The organism is Propionivibrio sp. (genome assembly GCF_017995515.1).
In the GTDB taxonomy this organism is placed as follows: Bacteria; Pseudomonadota; Gammaproteobacteria; order Burkholderiales; family Rhodocyclaceae; genus Propionivibrio.
In genome coordinates this window covers 1-17,105 of record NZ_JAGOIT010000007.1, presented here as the reverse complement: position 1 = coordinate 17,105, position 17,105 = coordinate 1, and the positions used below count along the sequence as shown (strand labels likewise).

The following is a 17,105-nucleotide window of genomic DNA, read 5'->3' as shown; positions in this document are numbered from 1 at the left end:
AACGCGCCCCACACGCCCCGCAACTCAGTTAACCGCGGCCTCGGAAGCGTTTGAACTTTGCAAGGCTTCGGCAAAATTAAGCACCGACATGGCGTTGCTCGCCGTCGTCGCCAAGGTGTCGACCACCCCGGCGTTGAGCGCACCGAGAATGCCGGAAACCTTCGTCGGTTCGCTGGCAACCGCGATGACGTTGGGAATCTTCTTCAGATCCGGCAGGCTCAGGCCGATGACGCGCCCCTGCATGGCTAGCGCCGACGGCGTTCCGCGAATGTCGATGAAGTCGTAACCCATGACGTCGCCGACCGTTCCGGCCATCTTCGCTTGGGCGATTTCGCGCGTCGAGAACCAGCCCATGCGCACGATATTACTGTCCTCAGACATGTCACCGACGCCGATCAGAGCGATGTCCGCGCGGCGCGCCTTGTCCAGCGTGTGGCGCACGGTATCGTTCTCGATCAGCTTGCGCCGGAACTCCGGATCATCGACGAGCGCCGGCGCGTAGAGCGACTCGCACTCGCCGCCAAAGCGCGAAGCCAGGCGCCGGGCGATGTGGTCGGCGTTCATCGTCTGACCGCCGCGATAGGAGCCGCCGATCGCGCTGACGAAGGTGCATTGCCGCTGCGTCGCCGACATCGCGTGCTCCGACACCGCGCTGACGTTGCGTCCCATGCCGACGGCAACGATCGAGCCGTCGACGAGTTCGCGATCAAGGTAGCTGGCAACCAGACCGGCGAGCAGTTCGCGTTGCTTGTCCTGGTCCTTGTGATCGACCGAAATCAGCGCGCGCTGGATGCCGAAGCGCTCGACCAGCGCCTTCTCGAGGTCCGCAGCATAGGCGTTGTTCGGACGCACGCGGATCTCGACGATGCCTTCCTGCAATGCGCGACGCAGCATACGCCCCACCGTGGCGCGGGAAATCGAGAACATGCGCGACAGTTCTTCTTGCGTCAACCCGTCGATGTAATAGAGCGTTGCGATCCGGGCCAGTTCTTCTTTATACATTTCGTGGGACTCTCAAGTGACGTTAACCTCCCGCTTGCGCCGTCGCCAACGCCGCCATAGCGGCCAATAGTATAGCTTCCGTACACGACCGAATCGCGACTTTCCTGCCGCGCACCGGGAAAAACCCCGATCCAGCGCCGAGACCTTCAGAGTTTGTACTGGTCGGTGATCATCCGCATTTTCTGCGCCAGCGTATTGAGTTGCTGCGCCGTATCGGCGCCACCCTGCGCCGCGGCGGCACTCTGCTCGGCCATCTGGGCGATGCGTTCGACCGACTGCGCGACCGACGTACTCGATGCGCTCTGTTCGTGGATGGCGTCGGTGATTTCGCTGACCATGCCAACCGCCTCGCGCGAGCCTTCGCCGATCTTCCGGATCATGTCGCAGGCACCGCTCGCGCGCGAAACGCTGGCCGTCACCTGCTCGACAGCGTTCATCATCGCCGTCGAAGCCGCTTGCGCACCTTCGCGCATCACGTCGATCGTGTCGGTAATTTCACGGGTCGAATTGCCCGTGCGCTCGGCGAGCTTGCGCACTTCATCGGCGACCACGGCAAACCCCCGCCCCTGTTCGCCGGCACGCGCCGCCTCGATGGCGGCATTCAAGGCCAGGAGGTTGGTCTGGTCGGCGACTTCCTTGATCACGTTGACGACCGAGGCGATTTCGCGACTCTGCGTTTCGAGACGATTGATCAGTTCCGCCGATGACGACACCGACAAGGCGATCGCGTCAATGTCCTCGACTGTCTTGACGACAACGCTTTCGCCATTCTTTTGCCCGCTGCTCGCCGCGATCTTCTCGTAGTCAGCCAGTGTCGTCGCAAAAGTCTGCTGTGACGCGGTGATACGCGCGTCGAGTTCTTTCTTTTCACCCTCGTTATAAGCGGCGATATGGCCGGGCACGGCCACTTGAATATCCAGGAAAGCAAGACGCATCGTTCCGATCGATTCGACCGTCGGGACGATGATTTTTTCACTGTTCTCGACCGCCGGGTTGATCGAGCTGGCAACGCGGTTGCCGATAATCCCCACCACCGGCAGGATGGCGATGGTGACGAGAGCCATCAAGGACAACTGGCGCGAAATCGTAAGTTTCATTTCAGATCCATCCTCAAGCCAGTCATTCCAGAGCGGTCGGAAAGTTCTCGCGCGAGTCCGACTCTCCGTTCTCACGCCAAAGGGCGAACCGTTCCAGGCCTGCCCCTCTTATTGATTCGGCGCGGTAATGTTTGAAGTTCGTTCGCCTTGAGCTTATCGAAGGGGGGGGGCGGACTTCGACAGGCTCAGCCCGAACGGGAGTTGAGACTTCTTCGTGCCGGATCGATGGCTGTAACGTCGCCGCGCCACTTCGGCGCGGCGACGACCTTCAACAGCTACTTACTGCGTGCTTCTCAGTTGTCGAGAACGAACGGAGCCGAGTACTTGCCAACGTTTTCCTTGGTAATCAGCATGCACTCGAACAGTTGCTTCTCGGTCTTCGCACCGGTGCTGCCCGTGCGGATGAAGTTGTCAGCCTGCTTCACGCCTTCGGCGGCAAAGACGGCCACCGGCTGGAGAACCGTGTAGGCGAGTTCGCCGGCCTTGACGGCAGCAACTGCGTCAGGCGAGCCGTCGAAACCGCCGACGACGACGTCCTTCAGCTTGCCGGCCTTCTTCAACGCCGCGATTGCGCCCAACGCCATTTCGTCGTTGCCGCTGATCACGCCCTTGATGTCCGGGTTGGCTTGCATCATCGACTGCATCTTGTTGTGCCCCAGCGTGCGGTCCCAGTTGGCAACTTCAGCCGCAGCCTTGTTCAGGTCCGGGTACTGGCTGAGCACCGTCTTGAAGCCGTTCGAACGCGTTGCGGCGTTGTTGTCGGACGGCAGACCGATCAACTCGACGTACTTGCCCTTTTCGCCCATCGCCTTGACCCACTGCTGTGCACCAAGAGCAGCGCCCTGCGCGTTGTTCGAAACGAGCTGCGCCTTGGCCAGGCCTTCCTTGTTGATTTCGGCGTTGATCAGGATGACCGGGATGTTGGCCGCGATCGCCTTCTGCACCGCGCCGACCGAGCCGCTGGCGTTGGCCGGATCGAGCAGGATCGCAACCGACTTGTTGGTGATCGCCGTATCGATCAGCTTGCTTTCGGTGTTCGTATCGCCAGTGTGTGCACCGACAACTGCCGTGTAGCCCATTTTCTCGGCGGTAGCCTTGGCAACATTGCCTTCGGTGAACCAGTACGGGTTGGCCGGATCATTGACGATGATCGTCATCAGACCCTTGCCCTGGGCCATTGCTGCGCTGGCCATGAGAGGGGTAAGCACCAGAGCTGCAATCAGTTTACGGCGGGTAGTCTTAAACATTTTTACGTCTCCTCCTGGGTTGCTTCGTTGCACATGCCGAAGATCGGCGGGTAGTTCATCAGTTGAGCTTGGTTGCGGGCTCTTTCTGAGGAAGGGTTGGCGCACCCGCAGCGGGGGCGTTTTTCGGGCGTTTGCTGTACTGAATCGAGTTCAGCAACACCGCGAGTACGATGACGGCACCGGTGAACACGGTCTGCCAGTAGGCGGACACACCGATGATGACGAGACCGTCGGACAAGAAGCCGATGACGAAGGCGCCGAGCAGCGTGCCGCGCACATTGCCGCGCCCGCCGGTCAGTGCCGCACCGCCGACGACGACGGCAGCAATCGCCGTAAGTTCGTAGGTCACACCCGCGGTCGGACCGGCGGAGGTAAGCTGCGAGGACAGGACCAGGCCGGCGATGGCCGCGCAGACACCCGACAGCACATAGACAGTGATCGTCGTGTACTTGACGGGAACGCCCGACAGATCAGCAGCGCGCGCGTTGCCACCGGTGGAGTAAATCCAGCGCCCGAGGGCCGTCCGGTTGAGCAGGATGGTGGCGATGATGGCGACCGCAGCCATGACGACGACACCGATCGGCACGTTGAAGAAGGTGTTGAAACCCAGCCAGTTGAAGCCGGTATTGCCGAGTTCCGCCTTGCCGCCGAGGTCGTTGTAGGTCAGACCGTTGGTCATCAGCAGGGCGACACCGCGGGCGACGTAGAGCACACCGAGCGTGGCGACGAAGGCCGGTACCTTCAGGTAGGCGATCAGCACGCCATTGACGGCGCCGACGAAAGCGCCCAACGCACAGGTCAGCAGAACGACGACCCACACCGAAGGGTAGAGGACCGTGCCGAAGATCTTGAGCGTCACCCCCTGCATCAGCGCGCCGGCGACGACGCCGCACAGACCGAGCGTCGAACCGACCGACAGATCGATGCCACCCGTCAGGATGACGAGCAACATGCCGATCGCCAAGAGGCCATAGATCGCAACGTGCGACGCCATGACCAAGAAGTTGGCGGTAGAAAAGTAGACCGGCGACAGGATCGAAAACACGATCACGATCACGACCAACGCGAAGAACGCTCTCCCTTCGAGAAGCATTTTCACGATATCGAAGCCCCCACCGGCGGCTGGACTTCCTGATGCGCCCTGGGCGACTTTGCTAGCTGCGGACATGCGAACCTCCTCCTATTGTGACTTCATGCAACCAAGGCTTCGCCCGAGGCGGCCATGATCTGTTCTTTGCTGACATCGGGACCGAACTCGGCGGAGATCCGCCCACGAGCCATCACGATAATCCGGTGAGCGACGCTCAGGCACTCGCCGACTTCCGACGTCGAGTAGATGACGGCCAGCCCGTGTTTCGCCCGCTCGGCGATCAGGCGGAAGACTTCGGCCTTGGCGCCGATGTCGATCCCCCGGCTCGGCTCGTCGAGCAGCAGGACTTTCGGATTGGTCGCCAACATCTTGCCAATGACGACCTTCTGCTGATTTCCGCCCGAAAGGGAACCGATGGCGGCCGCACCGCCGCTCGTCTTGACCGTGACGCGCTTGATCGATTCGTTGACCAGCTCCTGTTCGATCTTCGGCGAGGTCAGAAGGCCGCGCACGAAAGCGCCGATGCTGGCGAGTGACAGGTTCTGGCCGACCGACATCGTCTGCACGAGCCCATCGCGCTGGCGATCCTCCGGCACGAGCGACAAGCCGGAAGCGATCCGCTCGGCGATGGTCAGCCCGGCCATGTCCTTGCCTTCGAGCACGGCCCGACCTTCGACCAGTTCGCCGCGGCCGGCCACGGCTTCCAGCAACTCGGTGCGTCCGGCGCCCATCAGTCCGTAGATGCAGACAATCTCGCCGGCGCGAACCTGTAGCGACATGTGATCGACAACGTTGGCACCCGAAGCTTCGGTAACGACCGCGTCCTCGATCGACAAAGCGACATCGCCAAATTTGTAGCCGGTCGGCGGGCTGCCCAGGTCGAAATTGTCGCCGACCATGTTGCGCACGATCCATTCGAGGTCGATCTCGGAACGCGGCGCCTTGGCCGTCATGTGTCCGTCGCGCAGGACGACCGCGTGGTCGGTGATCTGCAGCGCCTCTTCCAGGTGGTGCGAGATATAGACGATGGACACGCCGCGCGACTTCAGATCGCGAATGACCTTGAACAGGACTTCCACTTCCGACGCGGAAAGCGCCGAGGTCGGCTCGTCCATGATCAGGATGCGGCTGTTGACCGACAGCGCACGGGCGATTTCGACGATCTGCTGCTGGCCGAGGCGCAGGTCCTCGATCAGTGTCAGCGGATCAATATCTTCTTCGAGTTCGAGCATCAGCTCGCGGGCGATCCGCGCTTCCTCGGCGAAATCAACGCCGGTCGGCGTGCGTAGCTCGCGCCCCATGAAGATGTTGTCGCGCACCGACAGATTCGGCGCGAGGCTCAGCTCCTGGTGGATGATCGAGATGCCGTGATTGCGCGCATCGGTCGAGGATTCGAAAGTGATCGGCTCTCCATCCAGAATGATCTCGCCGTAGGTCGGCGGTTGAATGCCGGCCAGGATCTTCATCAGTGTCGATTTACCGGCACCGTTCTCGCCGAACAGCGTCGTCACTTCGCCGCGATGGATGTCGAAATTCACCCCATTCAGCGCGCGCACGCTGCCGAAAAACTTGGCGACGTTGCGCGCCGACATCACGGCCTCGCCCTTGACGCCGGCGGTGTTGGGCGCGGCACTCATGGCGCGACCTTGAAGCGCACTGGCGTCACCATCCAGTTCGCCGGATTGATCAGCTGGAACGCCCCGACAACCTCGACGGTCTTGCCCGGCAGCTTCTCACGGTCGAGTTCGCCGATCACCTGCGACTTGACCTCGTTGTTCAGCGCCGAACCCGCGTCCTGATATTCGATCTGGTTGGTGAATTGGCCGAAATCGATGGTGCCGGTGGCATCACGTACTTCTGTTCCGTTGATCGCCGGACCGGTTTGCACGCGAATCGTCGTGCCTTCCGGCATTCCTTCGACCTTGACCTTGAACACGCCGCTCGAGCCTTCGCCGACAACGCCCGTAAACTTGACCGGGAAGATCGGACCGACGCTGCCGGGCTTGCCGAATTTCTCGGCGGCCGCTGCCTTGTCCGCTGCGATCGCCGCGGACAGTTCCTTGGCATCGACTGCCGCCTTCTCGATCAGCCCCTGGATGCGCGGGAAGTCTTTCTTCCCGTACTCGGCCGGCGAAAACACGTCGGATTTAACCTGTTCGAGCGGCACCACCTTGGTACCCATCGATGCCGCGACCAACACGACGGCGCCGACTGCCAACCACACGAGCTGGCGGACGCGCGAAGCGCCACGCTGGCCTGCCGTCTTAGCTGTCACAGTTTTTTTTGCGCTCATGAGCGACGTCCTTCTGATTTGGGCAATGGCGCGCGCTGTTCAGCGGCTGCACACACCTCCCATTGGGCGACTGGGTATCTCATTCGCGATGCCTCCTTCAGAACTTTTGTAGGTACTGTTTCGTTTGGGTATCAACTTCGGCAACTTCGATCGAGCCGGCGCGCTCCCTGCAAATCGCGCCGGCCCGCCTTACATCAGGGCTTCAGCAAGACCTTGATCGATTCCATCGACTGCGCGACCTTCAGCGCCTCGTCCCACTCGGACAGCTTGTAGCTGTGAGTAACGACGCCCTTCGAGGTGCACAAGCCGCGGTTCAGGAGGTCGATCGCAACCGGGTAGCAGTAACCCGAGAGGTGCGCACCGCGCATGTCGAGGTGCTTCTCTTCGCCGATGATCGACCAGTCGACCGTCGTCTCGTGGCCGAAGACTGAGAACTCGACGAAGCGACCGAGCTTGCGGATCATCTGCAGGCCGGCGGTCACGCCGCTCGGATGGCCGGTTGCTTCGATATACACGTCGCAGCCGTAGCCGCCGGTCATTTCCTTGACGATCTTCACCGAGTCTTCGCGCGAGGGATTGATCACCACGTCGGCGCCGAATTGCTTGGACAGTTCGAGGCGGTCGTCGGCCATGTCGATGACGACCAGGCACTTCGGCGTCTTCAGCTTGGCGGCTTGAACCATGAACAGTCCAAGCGGACCAGCGCCGGCGATGACGACGACGTCGGAGAACTGGATGTCGCCGCGATTGACGGCGTGGATCGAACAGGACAGCGGCTCGATGACGGCGGCGTCTTCAAACGACACGGTTTCGGGGATCTTGTGGATGATGGCGCGTGCCGAGAGGCGCATGTATTCGGCCATGCCGCCGTCGGCGACTTCCTTCTGGAAGCCATAGACGTCATGCACTTCGCACATCCAGTGGTGGCCGGTGCGGCAGTAGTGGCAGCGACCACAGGGAACGATCTGCTCGGCGACGACGCGGTCGCCCATCTTTACGTTGTGGTATTCGGCAGCGCCTTCGCCGAGTTCGCAGACGACGCCCCAGAACTCGTGGCCGGAGATCACCGGCGCCTTGATGTACGACGGACGGCCGGCTTCCTTGTCGCCTCAGAAGCGCGGCGCACCGGCAAAGCCCTTGCAGTCGCCGGCGCAGATGCCGCACGACATGATCTTGATGATCACTTCATTCGGGCCGGCGGCCGGGCGCTTTACGTTCTCAAGCTTGTAGTCGTGCGGGGCGCGGCAAACAACGGCCAACATTTCTTCGTCATGATATTTCACAGAAAACCTCCTCATGGTTAATTGCAATCGACGCCAGGTGCGCCACGGTAAAACTGAAAACTTTTGATCTGCTGCGCTCGGCAAGCCACGCCCGTGCTCGCAGACTTCCTGGATGAGTACCAGGTACCCCGCCGGACCGCGAGGGCTCGGTCAGCGGCCCTTCTTCTCGTAGGCGGCAATCCGTTCGACCTTGGCCGCCGAGCTGCCGCCGTCGAAGGTGGACTGCAGATAGCGATCAACGATCACTTTCGCCAGCTCGGGGCCGATCACGCGGGCACCCAGGGTGATGATCTGCGCGTTGTTGCTGCGGCTGGCGCGTTCGGCCGAGAAGGTGTCGTGACATTGCGCCGCCCGGATACCCGGCACCTTGTTCGCCGAGATGGCCATGCCGATCCCTGTACCACAGAGCAGGATGCCCCGCTCGAACTGACCGGCAATGATCGCCTCGGCGACCTTGAACCCGACGTCCGGATACAACACGGGCTTGTTATCAAAAGTGCCAAAGTCGTTCACCTCATGGCCCTGCGCCACCAGGTGCGCCTTGATGATGTCGCGGAGTCCGCAGGCAGCTTCGTCACAACCAATCGCAATTTTCATGATCTACACACACTCTTCAAATGATCAGAAGTGTTACGACAGAACATTTGCTCTGTCATCGGTGCAGCAATTCTGGTGATCAATTTACCAAATGTCAACCGCGTGATCGTTTGTTCTCGCAATTAGCTTCGAGCGACAATACTGATCACGGCATTTTGACTCATTTCCGCCAAGCACCCCTTGATAACCAGTGGGTATGCACTAAAAGTGGCAGATGAACAGCCAAATAGGACAAATTTTCCACGAGATACGCTATTGATCATTTGCTCATTCGTGACTATGATGCTCAGGCAGCCAGCAAGGGATACGCGCTGACAGAGTGAATTTCAAGACCAACCCACCTTTCACCCCCAATCACTTCTGGGAAAACTCACTATGACTATGAACAGAATCATCAACAACGCAGACCTCGTGGTTGAGGACATGCTCAAAGGCTGGCTGGTAGCGCACGCCGACACGGTCGTCGCCACCGACAATTCACGCGTGGTCAAACGCGCACGCGCCCCCGAAGCCGGCAAGGTGGGCGTCGTCACCGGCGGCGGCTCGGGCCACGAACCCGCCTTCCTCGGCTACGTCGGCGACGGTATGGTCGACGCGGTCGCCATCGGCGAGATCTTCTCCTCACCGACCGCCAAGAGCTTCCTCGACGCCATGCGCGCCGCCAACGGCGGTGCCGGTGTCGCCTGTCTGTACGGCAACTACGCCGGCGACAACATGAACGTGAAGATGGCCATCTCGATGGCCGAACGCGAAGGCATCACGGTCAAGACCGTCGTCGCCAACGACGACGTCCCGTCCGCCCCGAAGGGTGACGAAGCCAAGCGCCGCGGTGTGGCCGGTGAAATCCTGATGTGGAAGGTCGGTGCCGCCAAGGCCGCGATGGGCGGCTCGCTCGACGAAGTCATCGCCGCCGCACAGAAAGCGATCAACAACACGCGCAGCATCGGCATTGGCCTCTCCGCCTGCATCATCCCGGCCGTCGGCCACGCCAACTTCACGATCGAAAACGGCAAGATGGAAGTCGGTATCGGCCACCACGGTGAGCCGGGCATCGACGTGCGCACCACGGTCAGCGCGGCTGAAATGGCCGAACTCATGCTCAAGGTGGTCCTGCCGGACCTCCCCTTCGGAAAGGGTGACCGCGTCGCGCTCCTCGTCTCCGGCCTGGGCGCCACGCCGATCATGGAGCTTTACATCCTCTACGGCGAACTCGCCAAGCGCCTGGAAGCACACGGCATCACCGTCGTCTTCAACAAGGTCGGCAACCTCTTCACCTCGCTCGAGATGATGGGCGTGACGCTGACGATGATGAAGGTCGACGACGAACTCGAAGCCTGCCTGAAAGCGCCTTGCGATTGTGTCGGCATCAACGTTGCCGGCAACGCTTCGGCCGGACGCAGCTACAGCGGCTCGCTCGAAGGCGCCGCCAAGACGGCTGCTGCGGCAGCCCCCGCAGCCAAGACGGCCGCCGCACCGCGTACGATCAGCGGTCCGACGGTGGCGATGGCGACGGCAGGTGACGTGGTGCGCGATCTGATCACGACGATCAACAGCAACCGCGCCTTCCTCTCGGAAATCGACGGACTGATCGGCGACGGCGACCACGGCATCAACATGAGCAAGGGCTTCACCGGCTGCGGCACGCGTCTCGACGCGCTCGGTGCCGCAGCCAATGAACTGCCCAAGGCGTTCGAACAGCTTTCGCAAGCGTTGATGGACGACATCGGTGGTTCGATGGGCCCGCTCTACGGCAACTTCTTCCTCGGCTTCGTCAATATGCTGGAGGCGTATCCCGAGATGGACGCCAAGCTGTTCGGCGAAGCGCTCGCCGCCGCCGTCTCCAACGTGCAGGGCATGGGCAACGCCAAGGTTGGCGACAAGACGCTGATCGATACGATGGTGCCGGCGCTCAACGCCTACACCGAGGCCGTCGGTGCGGGCTCGAGCTTTGCCGATGCCTTGAAGGCGATGAGCGTCGCGGCCGAAGCCGGCAAGAATTCGACGAAGGATCTGCAGGCGCGCATCGGCCGTTCGGCTCGCCTCGGGCCACGCTCGATCGGCGTGCTCGATGCCGGCGCCACGTCCTGCTTCCTGATCCTGCAGTCGATCAGCAACTCGCTGCAGCGGCACCTCGCCAAGTAACAACGCGGATTGCAGTCCTCCTCTTCGCGACCGTCATGCGCTGCATGCGGTCGTGTTTTTTTGTGAACAAAGAAGCCGGGTACCCTTGCGGACACCCGGCTTCTTGTTTAGTGCGGTGTATTACTTTCTCAGCACGGAAACGCCTGTGTCGATGACGGCCGGACCGGTGCTCAGATCGGCCAGCGCAGCGTAGGCTTGGGCGACACCGAGGTAGCCCATCGTATAGGGGTTCTGCGCCATCGCGGCCTTCAATGCGCCACTCTTCAGGAGGCCAAGGATCGCGTCGGACTTGTCGAAGCCGATACCGACGATCGGCTTGCCGGAAGCCTTGATCGCGTTGCCGACGCCGACGGTCGAACCTTCATTCGCGCCATAGAGGCCGACGAGGTCGCCGTTGCCGGAGATGAAGCCGGTGGCGGCTTCCTGCGAGGCGGCGGCGTCGCCGTCCTTGTACTCTGTGGTCAGGATCGTGTAACCGGCAGCGCTGACGACGCCACGGAAGCCGTTTTCACGCTCCATCGTCGAGTTGGTCGCCGTGTTGACGCTGACGATACCGATCTTGCCGGCCGACTTGCCCGCCGCCTTGAGCTCGTCGATCATCGTCTTGCCCGCCAGCGCGCCGGCCTGGAAGTTGTTGGTCGACAGCGTGGCGATCGCCGGCACTTCCGCGCCCGAGTCCACGTAGATGATCTTGACGCCCTTGCTCTGCGCGTTCTTCACGGCGGCGCTGATCGCCTTCGGATCGTTGGCGGCGAGCAGAATCAGGTTGGCCTTGTCGGCGACGGCGTTGTTCACCGCCTCGATCTGTTTGGCATTGTCCTTGACGTCCGGCGCATCCCACTTGTACTTCAGGCCGACGGCCGCAGCCATCGTCTTGGCACCTTCGTCAACCTTGACCCAGTGCTGGTCCATCTTGTCCATCGTGATCAAATAGACCGTCTTGCCTTTTGCGTCCGCAGCCGATGCCGCCGGCGCGACGACCGACAGGGAAACCGCCGCCATCGTTGCCATCGTCAGAACTTTGAGTGCTTTCTTCATTGTCACTACCTCCACTGTTTATGAGAACTACGCCTGGTCATTGCCCTGGTGGGCATGAATTCCTGAATACGGTACGAAGCAATCGTTAGCGCTTCTTGAGGAAGCTGAATTTCCCGCCGCGGGCGATGCGGTCGATCAGCACCGAGATGATGACGACGACGCCGATCACCAGATTGCGCAATGCGAGCGGCGCACCGGCGAACTGCAGGCCATTGTTCAACACGCCCCAGATGAACGAGCCGATGACGGTGCCGAAGAGCAGCCCCTGGCCACCCATCGTGCTGACGCCGCCGATGACCGACGCGGCCACCGCGTTCAATTCGTAGGACATACCGGCGTTCATCGTCCCCATGCCGCTCTGCGCCGTGAGCATCAGGCCGACGATGCCGGCAAGGAACGAGCTGAACACGTACACCTTGGTCTCGGCGACGACCACGTTGACACCCGAGAGCTTCGCCGCCTCGTAGTTGCTGCCGATGGCATACGTGTGGCGGCCGGTGCAGGTCTTGCCGAGGATGAAGGCAAAGACGAGAAACAGCGCGATGCCGATCCAGATCGGGTTGTACAGGCCGAGCGTATCGCCGTAGTAGAAAATGCTCTTGAAGCCATCGGCGGCTTCCGGGATGCCGTCGGTATTCATATTGCCGTTCGCAAGCTGGGCGATGCCGCGCGCAATGATCATCGTTCCGAGCGTGGCGATGAAGGCCGGCAGCTTGGTCAGCGAAACCAGCAGGCCGTTGACCAGGCCGACGAGACAGCACGCGGCGAGGGTGACGCCACTGGCAACCCACGGATCCATCCCGCCTTTAGTCATCAGGGTCGCCGAAATCATGCTCGACATGCCGGCGACGGAACCGATCGAGAGATCGATGCCGCCGGTAATCATCACGAACGACTGGCCGATGCCGATGATCATGATCGGTACCACCTGACGCAGGAGGTTGGTCGTATTCTCGCCCGAGAAGAACGACGGATTGATGATGCCGAATACGATGCTCATCACGCACAGGGCCGCCGTGACCGAAATGACCTGACCCATGCCCCTGATGGCCAGAATCTCTTTGAAGTAGTTGTTTTTCATGTGAGTCTGTCTTTAGTTATCGGTTACTGATTCAACGCTGCAACGTCGGATTGCACGTTGTACTGCGTCGCATAGCGGAGGATTTCATCCTGCGTCGCCTCCTTCGAAACGAGGTTCCCGGTAATCCGGCCGTTGCACATGACGAGGATGCGGTCGCTCATGCCCATCACTTCCGGCATCTCGGACGACACGAAGAGCACGCCGATGCCGCGTGACTTCAGCTCGTTCATGATCGAGTAGATTTCGACCTTGGAAGCGACATCGATACCGCGCGTCGGCTCGTCGAAGATGACAACGCGCGCGTCGCGCACCAGCCATTTGCCGAGCACGACTTTTTGCTGATTGCCGCCGGACAGATTTTTGGCCGTCTGTTCGCCGGACGGCGTCTTGATGTGCAGATCCTGGATGGCGCGGCGCGACAGCTCCTTCTCGACGCCGCTGCGCACGACGCCCCAGCGGTTGCAGATGCGGTCGAGGTTGGCCAGGCCGACGTTCTCGCGGATCGACAACTCGGTGCACAAACCCTGCTTCTTGCGATCTTCCGGCCCGAGCACGATGCCGTGCTCGATGGCGTCGAGCGGATGGCGGACGTGGATGACCTCGCCGTCGAGCCTGATCGTACCGCGCTCGATCGGATCGGCGCCGAAGATCGCGCGCACCAGTTCGGTCCGCCCGGCGCCCATCAGCCCGGACAGCCCGATGATCTCGCCGGCGTACAGGTCGAACGACACGTCCTTGACCATGCCCGAGTCGAGGTGGGTAACTTCGAGGATCTTCTTCCCCTTGGCGACCGGGATATGCGGGAATTTCTCCTTGATCTCGCGGCCGACCATCATGGCGATGATCTCGTCGAGCGTCGTTTCGGCGAAGTTGCGCGTGGCGACATAGCGCCCGTCGCGGAAGATCGAAACGCGATCGGTGATTTCCTTGAGCTCGTCGAGCCGGTGCGAGATATAAACGATGGCGCAACCGTGGTCGCGCAGATCCCGCACGATGCGGAACAATTCGGCGATCTCGCGCTCGGTCAGCGCCGACGTTGGCTCGTCCATGATCAGGATGCGCGCGTTGGTCGACAGCGCCTTGGCGATCTCGACCATCTGCTGCTTGGACACCGGCAACTTCTTGACCACGGTGCGGGGATCGATATCGATCTTCAGCTTACGCAGGATTTCGGCGGCCTGCCGATCCATCTCGCGCTGGCGGATGACACCGCGCGCATGCGCCTCGCGGCCGAGGAACATGTTCTCGGCGACCGTCAGGTCGGTGCACATGTTCAGTTCCTGGTGGATGATGGCGATCCCGAGCTCCTGCGCCTTCTTCGGCGTCAACTCGTCGATTTCGTGACCTTCGAGGCGGTAGCTCCCCGAATCGCGCTGGTAGATGCCGCTGATGATCTTCATTAGCGTCGATTTGCCCGCTCCATTCTCGCCGAGCAGGGCGTGCACTTCGCCCGCCTTGAGACTGAAGCTGACATCGTCAAGCGCTTTTACACCGGGAAATGACTTGCTGATCCCCGACAATTCCAGCAGATACTTCTCCACGTTTCCCCTCTCCTTGACATCCCGATTTTCGGCCTTCGGCGTTGGCGCTACGGCCTCAAACGGTTGTCGTTCAGTTGTGGGACGAGCGTAGCATCAGCATTTTTGCCAATCAAAGGTCATTCTTTTGGTGAAGGGGGTCATTCTTCTGATTGATTGAAATTTTCCTGCGTGCGCTTTCGGCCTCGGACGCGCTCGACGTCAGAATGAGCACGGCAATGCCTTTCCTGAGCAGCAGGTCAATGAAGATCGCACTGATTTCTTCCAGGGTCTTGTCGACCGAACTGTAGGGCTTGACGCAAACCACGACGCCCGGTTTGTACAGGTGCCAGCGGCAGTAAACCAGTTTGTGCAGATCCTGTGCGCTCAGTTCGTCAGGGTATTTGTTCAACACGTCCGCGTCGAAGAAGGGACTGTATTCCTTCAGGCAACTGCTCACGTACGTTGGATTGAGCCAGAATCCGCTGGCTTTGCGGCTGGACGGCAAGCAGAGGTTCTCGATCGCGGACAGATCGCGAAAGATCATGCTGTCGGCCGGGTTTTCCGCGATGAATGCGACCTTCTGATCGAGCGCCTGCCAGGCGTTGCACGCGGCAAATTCAACGCCGTTCGCGAGAATGCGTCCGCGGAGCGGTCGATGCTCACCGCTGAGCAGGGCGCGAATTTCCTCGATCCCTTTCCCCGCCTGGTCCAGGATGCAAAGCTCTTCGCCCTGCACGAGCGAGAAGCTGAGGTCGTCGAGAACGCCGGAACTCACCTGGTCAAAAACGAGAACCTCGGGGAGCGCGTAGCCTTCCCCGGCTGCTGACCACCAATCTTCCGGATGCGTGGTATCGCGCTTTCTGGCAAAGCAGGTCTTCAGCGCCTCATCACTGAACGTTCCGCCCGCGAAGGTCCAGAAATTGCGACCGTTCTTGATCACTACCACGCGCTCGGCGTAGCGGGAAAGCGTCCCGACCGAACTCTCGACCATGAGAAGACCGATACCGCGCGTCTTGAGGCGGGCAGCGAATTCGAGCAGTTTCTCGATGCTCGAATCCGGCAGAAAGCTCGCAAGATCCTTGAAGACGACGATCTGCGCGCCGAGCGCAATCGCCTTGAGCACTTCGAGGCAACACCGGTCGACGTCCGAGAGGTTTCGCGCCAGAGTCTCGGGGGCGATCGACATCCCGAATTCGTCGATCAGCTGGCGTGCCTGGATATCCAGCAGCGCATGGTCGATGACACCCGCCTTGACGCCTTTGCGGATGACGAAGATGTTCTCTGAAACGCTCAGCACGTCGATCAAGGTCCGCGCGGAATGAATGACGCCGACCTTGCGCCGTCGATGGAGATTGCTCTCCTCGAATGGGCTCGGTTCGCCCGACAGGTACATGCGTCCGGCGACGGCGCCGATCTGGCCGGCGATCAGGCGAACCAGATCGTCCTTCACGGCCGCGTGGGTCGAGAACACGCCCAGGATTTCGCCAGCGTTGAGAACCAGGCTGAAATCGTCCAGCGATTTCTGCCCGTGCTCGCCGAGCGAAACGCTCTCCATCCGGAGCAGTTCGCGCCGCATGCGCTCAAACGTCCGCGCGTCGCTTCACGGGCAGCTGGATTTCGACCGTGGTGCCCATGCCTTCGATGCTGGAAACACGAAGTCCGTACTGCTCGCCAAAGAGCAACTTGATCCGGTTGTTAACGTTCGCGAGAGCGATTCCACCGCGATGCTTTTCGTCTCGGCCGGACGCAGCCTCCGGAGACACCAACCGCCGACCGAGCTCTTCAAGCACTTCTTCGCTCATGCCGATGCCGTCGTCCTTCACGTCGATCAACAGGCGACTGCCATCGGTTGCGATATCGACCGAAACTTGTCCCGGCCCCACCTGCCCCTCCAGGCCATGAATGATCGCGTTCTCAATGATCGGCTGCAGCGTCAGTTTCGGAATCATGAAGTCCACGGCTGCCTCGCTGCCTGCCTCAAGCGTCACCTGCATGCTGATCCGCTCGCCGAACCGGTAATTCTGGATCGCGAAGTAGTTCTCGGCGTTGCCCAACTCTTCTTCAAGCGACACCAGGTTGTCCATGTTCGAGATCGTGTAGCGGAAGAAGGTGGCCAAGGCCTCGGTGATCGTCGCGATATCCCGCATTCCCACCGACAGCGCATCGCCGCGAATCGCTTCCAGCGTGTTGTAAAGGAAGTGCGGGTTGATCTGGTTCTGTAGCGCCAGATACTGCGCTTGCCGGTTCGAGAGGCGGTTGACTTCCTGGTTGTCGAGCAAATGGCCGATCTTCGCCAACGACAGCTTCTCGGCCGAGGTGAAGAAGACCGGCTTGCTGAAGATCGCTTTGGAGTCGTAACCGCGGTTGAATCGCAGGTACAGTGCTTCGATCTCGCGCAACGGCGCAATGATCGAACGATAGAGATAAAACGTGTTGACCGAGAACACGATCAGCAACAATCCAGCCGACCTGCCACCGAAAACGTCATTCATGTAGAACGCCACCCCGAGCAGCGCATAGCAACCGAGACAGAACAACAAGCGCCTGATTAGTCCCCAGCGTTCGTCAAACATCGCAGCACAGTCTCGCTAGTCCATTGAATCAATGAAATTGCACCCCATATAGGGGGCATGGGAAAGATGAATCTGAGTGAATTGGAGCGGGACGAGTTGGAGGGCTTGCAGCGCAAGCGGACGGCGCCGGTGGCGCAGGTTA

15 protein-coding genes are annotated in these 17,105 nt (G+C 60.8%); 1 reads left to right on the top strand and 14 read right to left on the bottom strand.

Translation table 11 applies throughout. The features are described 5' to 3' along the window. Window positions 1-24 precede the first annotated feature (24 nt). The 9 genes from KBA32_RS02105 to rpiB form a co-directional block, all read right to left on the bottom strand. A complete protein-coding gene (locus KBA32_RS02105; RefSeq protein WP_294354586.1) occupies window positions 25-1,002 on the bottom strand; it encodes a sugar-binding transcriptional regulator in 978 nt (325 codons plus the stop codon). Between the two features lie 146 nt (window positions 1,003-1,148). Beyond that, window positions 1,149-2,099: a methyl-accepting chemotaxis protein gene (locus tag KBA32_RS02100; RefSeq protein ID WP_294354583.1), complete on the bottom strand. Its 951-nt coding sequence runs from the start codon at window positions 2,097-2,099 to the stop codon at window positions 1,149-1,151. Between the two features lie 293 nt (window positions 2,100-2,392). Then, window positions 2,393-3,346, bottom strand: a complete 954-nt coding sequence (locus tag KBA32_RS02095; RefSeq protein ID WP_294354580.1) for a D-ribose ABC transporter substrate-binding protein — start codon at window positions 3,344-3,346, stop codon at window positions 2,393-2,395. 58 nt (window positions 3,347-3,404) lie between these two features. After that, window positions 3,405-4,514, bottom strand: a complete 1,110-nt coding sequence (locus tag KBA32_RS02090; RefSeq protein ID WP_294354577.1) for an ABC transporter permease — start codon at window positions 4,512-4,514, stop codon at window positions 3,405-3,407. Between the two features lie 23 nt (window positions 4,515-4,537). Then, a complete protein-coding gene (locus KBA32_RS02085) occupies window positions 4,538-6,073 on the bottom strand; it encodes a sugar ABC transporter ATP-binding protein (protein WP_294354572.1) in 1,536 nt (511 codons plus the stop codon). Then, on the bottom strand, window positions 6,070-6,729 hold the full coding sequence (locus KBA32_RS02080; RefSeq protein WP_294354569.1) for a DUF2291 family protein: 660 nt from the start codon (window positions 6,727-6,729) through the stop codon (window positions 6,070-6,072). The genes KBA32_RS02085 and KBA32_RS02080 overlap by 4 nt, the downstream gene beginning before the upstream one ends. Window positions 6,730-6,923: 194 nt before the next feature. Then, window positions 6,924-7,808, bottom strand: a complete 885-nt coding sequence (locus tag KBA32_RS02075; RefSeq protein ID WP_294354712.1) for a zinc-binding dehydrogenase — start codon at window positions 7,806-7,808, stop codon at window positions 6,924-6,926. 30 nt (window positions 7,809-7,838) lie between these two features. Then, window positions 7,839-8,012: a hypothetical protein gene (locus KBA32_RS02070; RefSeq protein WP_294354566.1), complete on the bottom strand. Its 174-nt coding sequence runs from the start codon at window positions 8,010-8,012 to the stop codon at window positions 7,839-7,841. Between the two features lie 150 nt (window positions 8,013-8,162). Continuing rightward, complete coding sequence (gene rpiB, locus KBA32_RS02065) at window positions 8,163-8,609, bottom strand: ribose 5-phosphate isomerase B (RefSeq protein ID WP_294354565.1); 447 nt, start codon at window positions 8,607-8,609, stop codon at window positions 8,163-8,165. A gap of 375 nt (window positions 8,610-8,984) precedes the next feature. Here rpiB and dhaL point away from each other — a divergent pair, with 375 nt between their 5' ends. Then, complete coding sequence (gene dhaL / locus KBA32_RS02060; protein WP_294354560.1) at window positions 8,985-10,751, top strand: dihydroxyacetone kinase subunit DhaL; 1,767 nt, start codon at window positions 8,985-8,987, stop codon at window positions 10,749-10,751. A gap of 120 nt (window positions 10,752-10,871) precedes the next feature. On the opposite strand, the gene KBA32_RS02055 is transcribed toward dhaL, so the two are convergent. The 5 genes from KBA32_RS02055 to KBA32_RS02035 all read right to left on the bottom strand — a co-directional run bounded on the left by KBA32_RS02055 (window position 10,872) and on the right by KBA32_RS02035 (window position 16,882). After that, window positions 10,872-11,789, bottom strand: a complete 918-nt coding sequence (locus KBA32_RS02055; RefSeq protein ID WP_294354557.1) for a substrate-binding domain-containing protein — start codon at window positions 11,787-11,789, stop codon at window positions 10,872-10,874. A gap of 85 nt (window positions 11,790-11,874) precedes the next feature. Continuing rightward, window positions 11,875-12,870, bottom strand: a complete 996-nt coding sequence (locus KBA32_RS02050) for an ABC transporter permease (RefSeq protein ID WP_294354553.1) — start codon at window positions 12,868-12,870, stop codon at window positions 11,875-11,877. Window positions 12,871-12,893: 23 nt separating this feature from the next. After that, window positions 12,894-14,411 (bottom strand): sugar ABC transporter ATP-binding protein, encoded by a 1,518-nt coding sequence (locus KBA32_RS02045; RefSeq protein WP_294354551.1) that lies wholly within the window; start codon window positions 14,409-14,411, stop codon window positions 12,894-12,896. Between the two features lie 109 nt (window positions 14,412-14,520). After that, complete coding sequence (locus tag KBA32_RS02040) at window positions 14,521-15,966, bottom strand: hypothetical protein (protein ID WP_294354548.1); 1,446 nt, start codon at window positions 15,964-15,966, stop codon at window positions 14,521-14,523. A gap of 4 nt (window positions 15,967-15,970) precedes the next feature. Next, window positions 15,971-16,882, bottom strand: a complete 912-nt coding sequence (locus KBA32_RS02035) for a sensor histidine kinase (RefSeq protein WP_294354546.1) — start codon at window positions 16,880-16,882, stop codon at window positions 15,971-15,973. Between the last annotated feature and the right edge of the window lie 223 nt (window positions 16,883-17,105).

What these genes read in the sequence shown, in the direction of transcription:
- KBA32_RS02105 (WP_294354586.1), bottom strand. Translation starts at nt 1,002, where the DNA reads ATGTATAAAGAAGAACTGGCCCGGATCGCAACGCTCTATTACATCGAC.
- KBA32_RS02100 (WP_294354583.1), bottom strand. Translation starts at nt 2,099, where the DNA reads ATGAAACTTACGATTTCGCGCCAGTTGTCCTTGATGGCTCTCGTCACC.
- KBA32_RS02095 (WP_294354580.1), bottom strand. Translation starts at nt 3,346, where the DNA reads ATGTTTAAGACTACCCGCCGTAAACTGATTGCAGCTCTGGTGCTTACC.
- KBA32_RS02090 (WP_294354577.1), bottom strand. Translation starts at nt 4,514, where the DNA reads ATGTCCGCAGCTAGCAAAGTCGCCCAGGGCGCATCAGGAAGTCCAGCC.
- KBA32_RS02085 (WP_294354572.1), bottom strand. Translation starts at nt 6,073, where the DNA reads ATGAGTGCCGCGCCCAACACCGCCGGCGTCAAGGGCGAGGCCGTGATG.
- KBA32_RS02080 (WP_294354569.1), bottom strand. Translation starts at nt 6,729, where the DNA reads ATGAGCGCAAAAAAAACTGTGACAGCTAAGACGGCAGGCCAGCGTGGC.
- rpiB (WP_294354565.1), bottom strand. Translation starts at nt 8,609, where the DNA reads ATGAAAATTGCGATTGGTTGTGACGAAGCTGCCTGCGGACTCCGCGAC.
- dhaL (WP_294354560.1), top strand. Translation starts at nt 8,985, where the DNA reads ATGACTATGAACAGAATCATCAACAACGCAGACCTCGTGGTTGAGGAC.
- KBA32_RS02055 (WP_294354557.1), bottom strand. Translation starts at nt 11,789, where the DNA reads ATGAAGAAAGCACTCAAAGTTCTGACGATGGCAACGATGGCGGCGGTT.
- KBA32_RS02050 (WP_294354553.1), bottom strand. Translation starts at nt 12,870, where the DNA reads ATGAAAAACAACTACTTCAAAGAGATTCTGGCCATCAGGGGCATGGGT.
- KBA32_RS02040 (WP_294354548.1), bottom strand. Translation starts at nt 15,966, where the DNA reads ATGCGGCGCGAACTGCTCCGGATGGAGAGCGTTTCGCTCGGCGAGCAC.
- KBA32_RS02035 (WP_294354546.1), bottom strand. Translation starts at nt 16,882, where the DNA reads ATGAATGACGTTTTCGGTGGCAGGTCGGCTGGATTGTTGCTGATCGTG.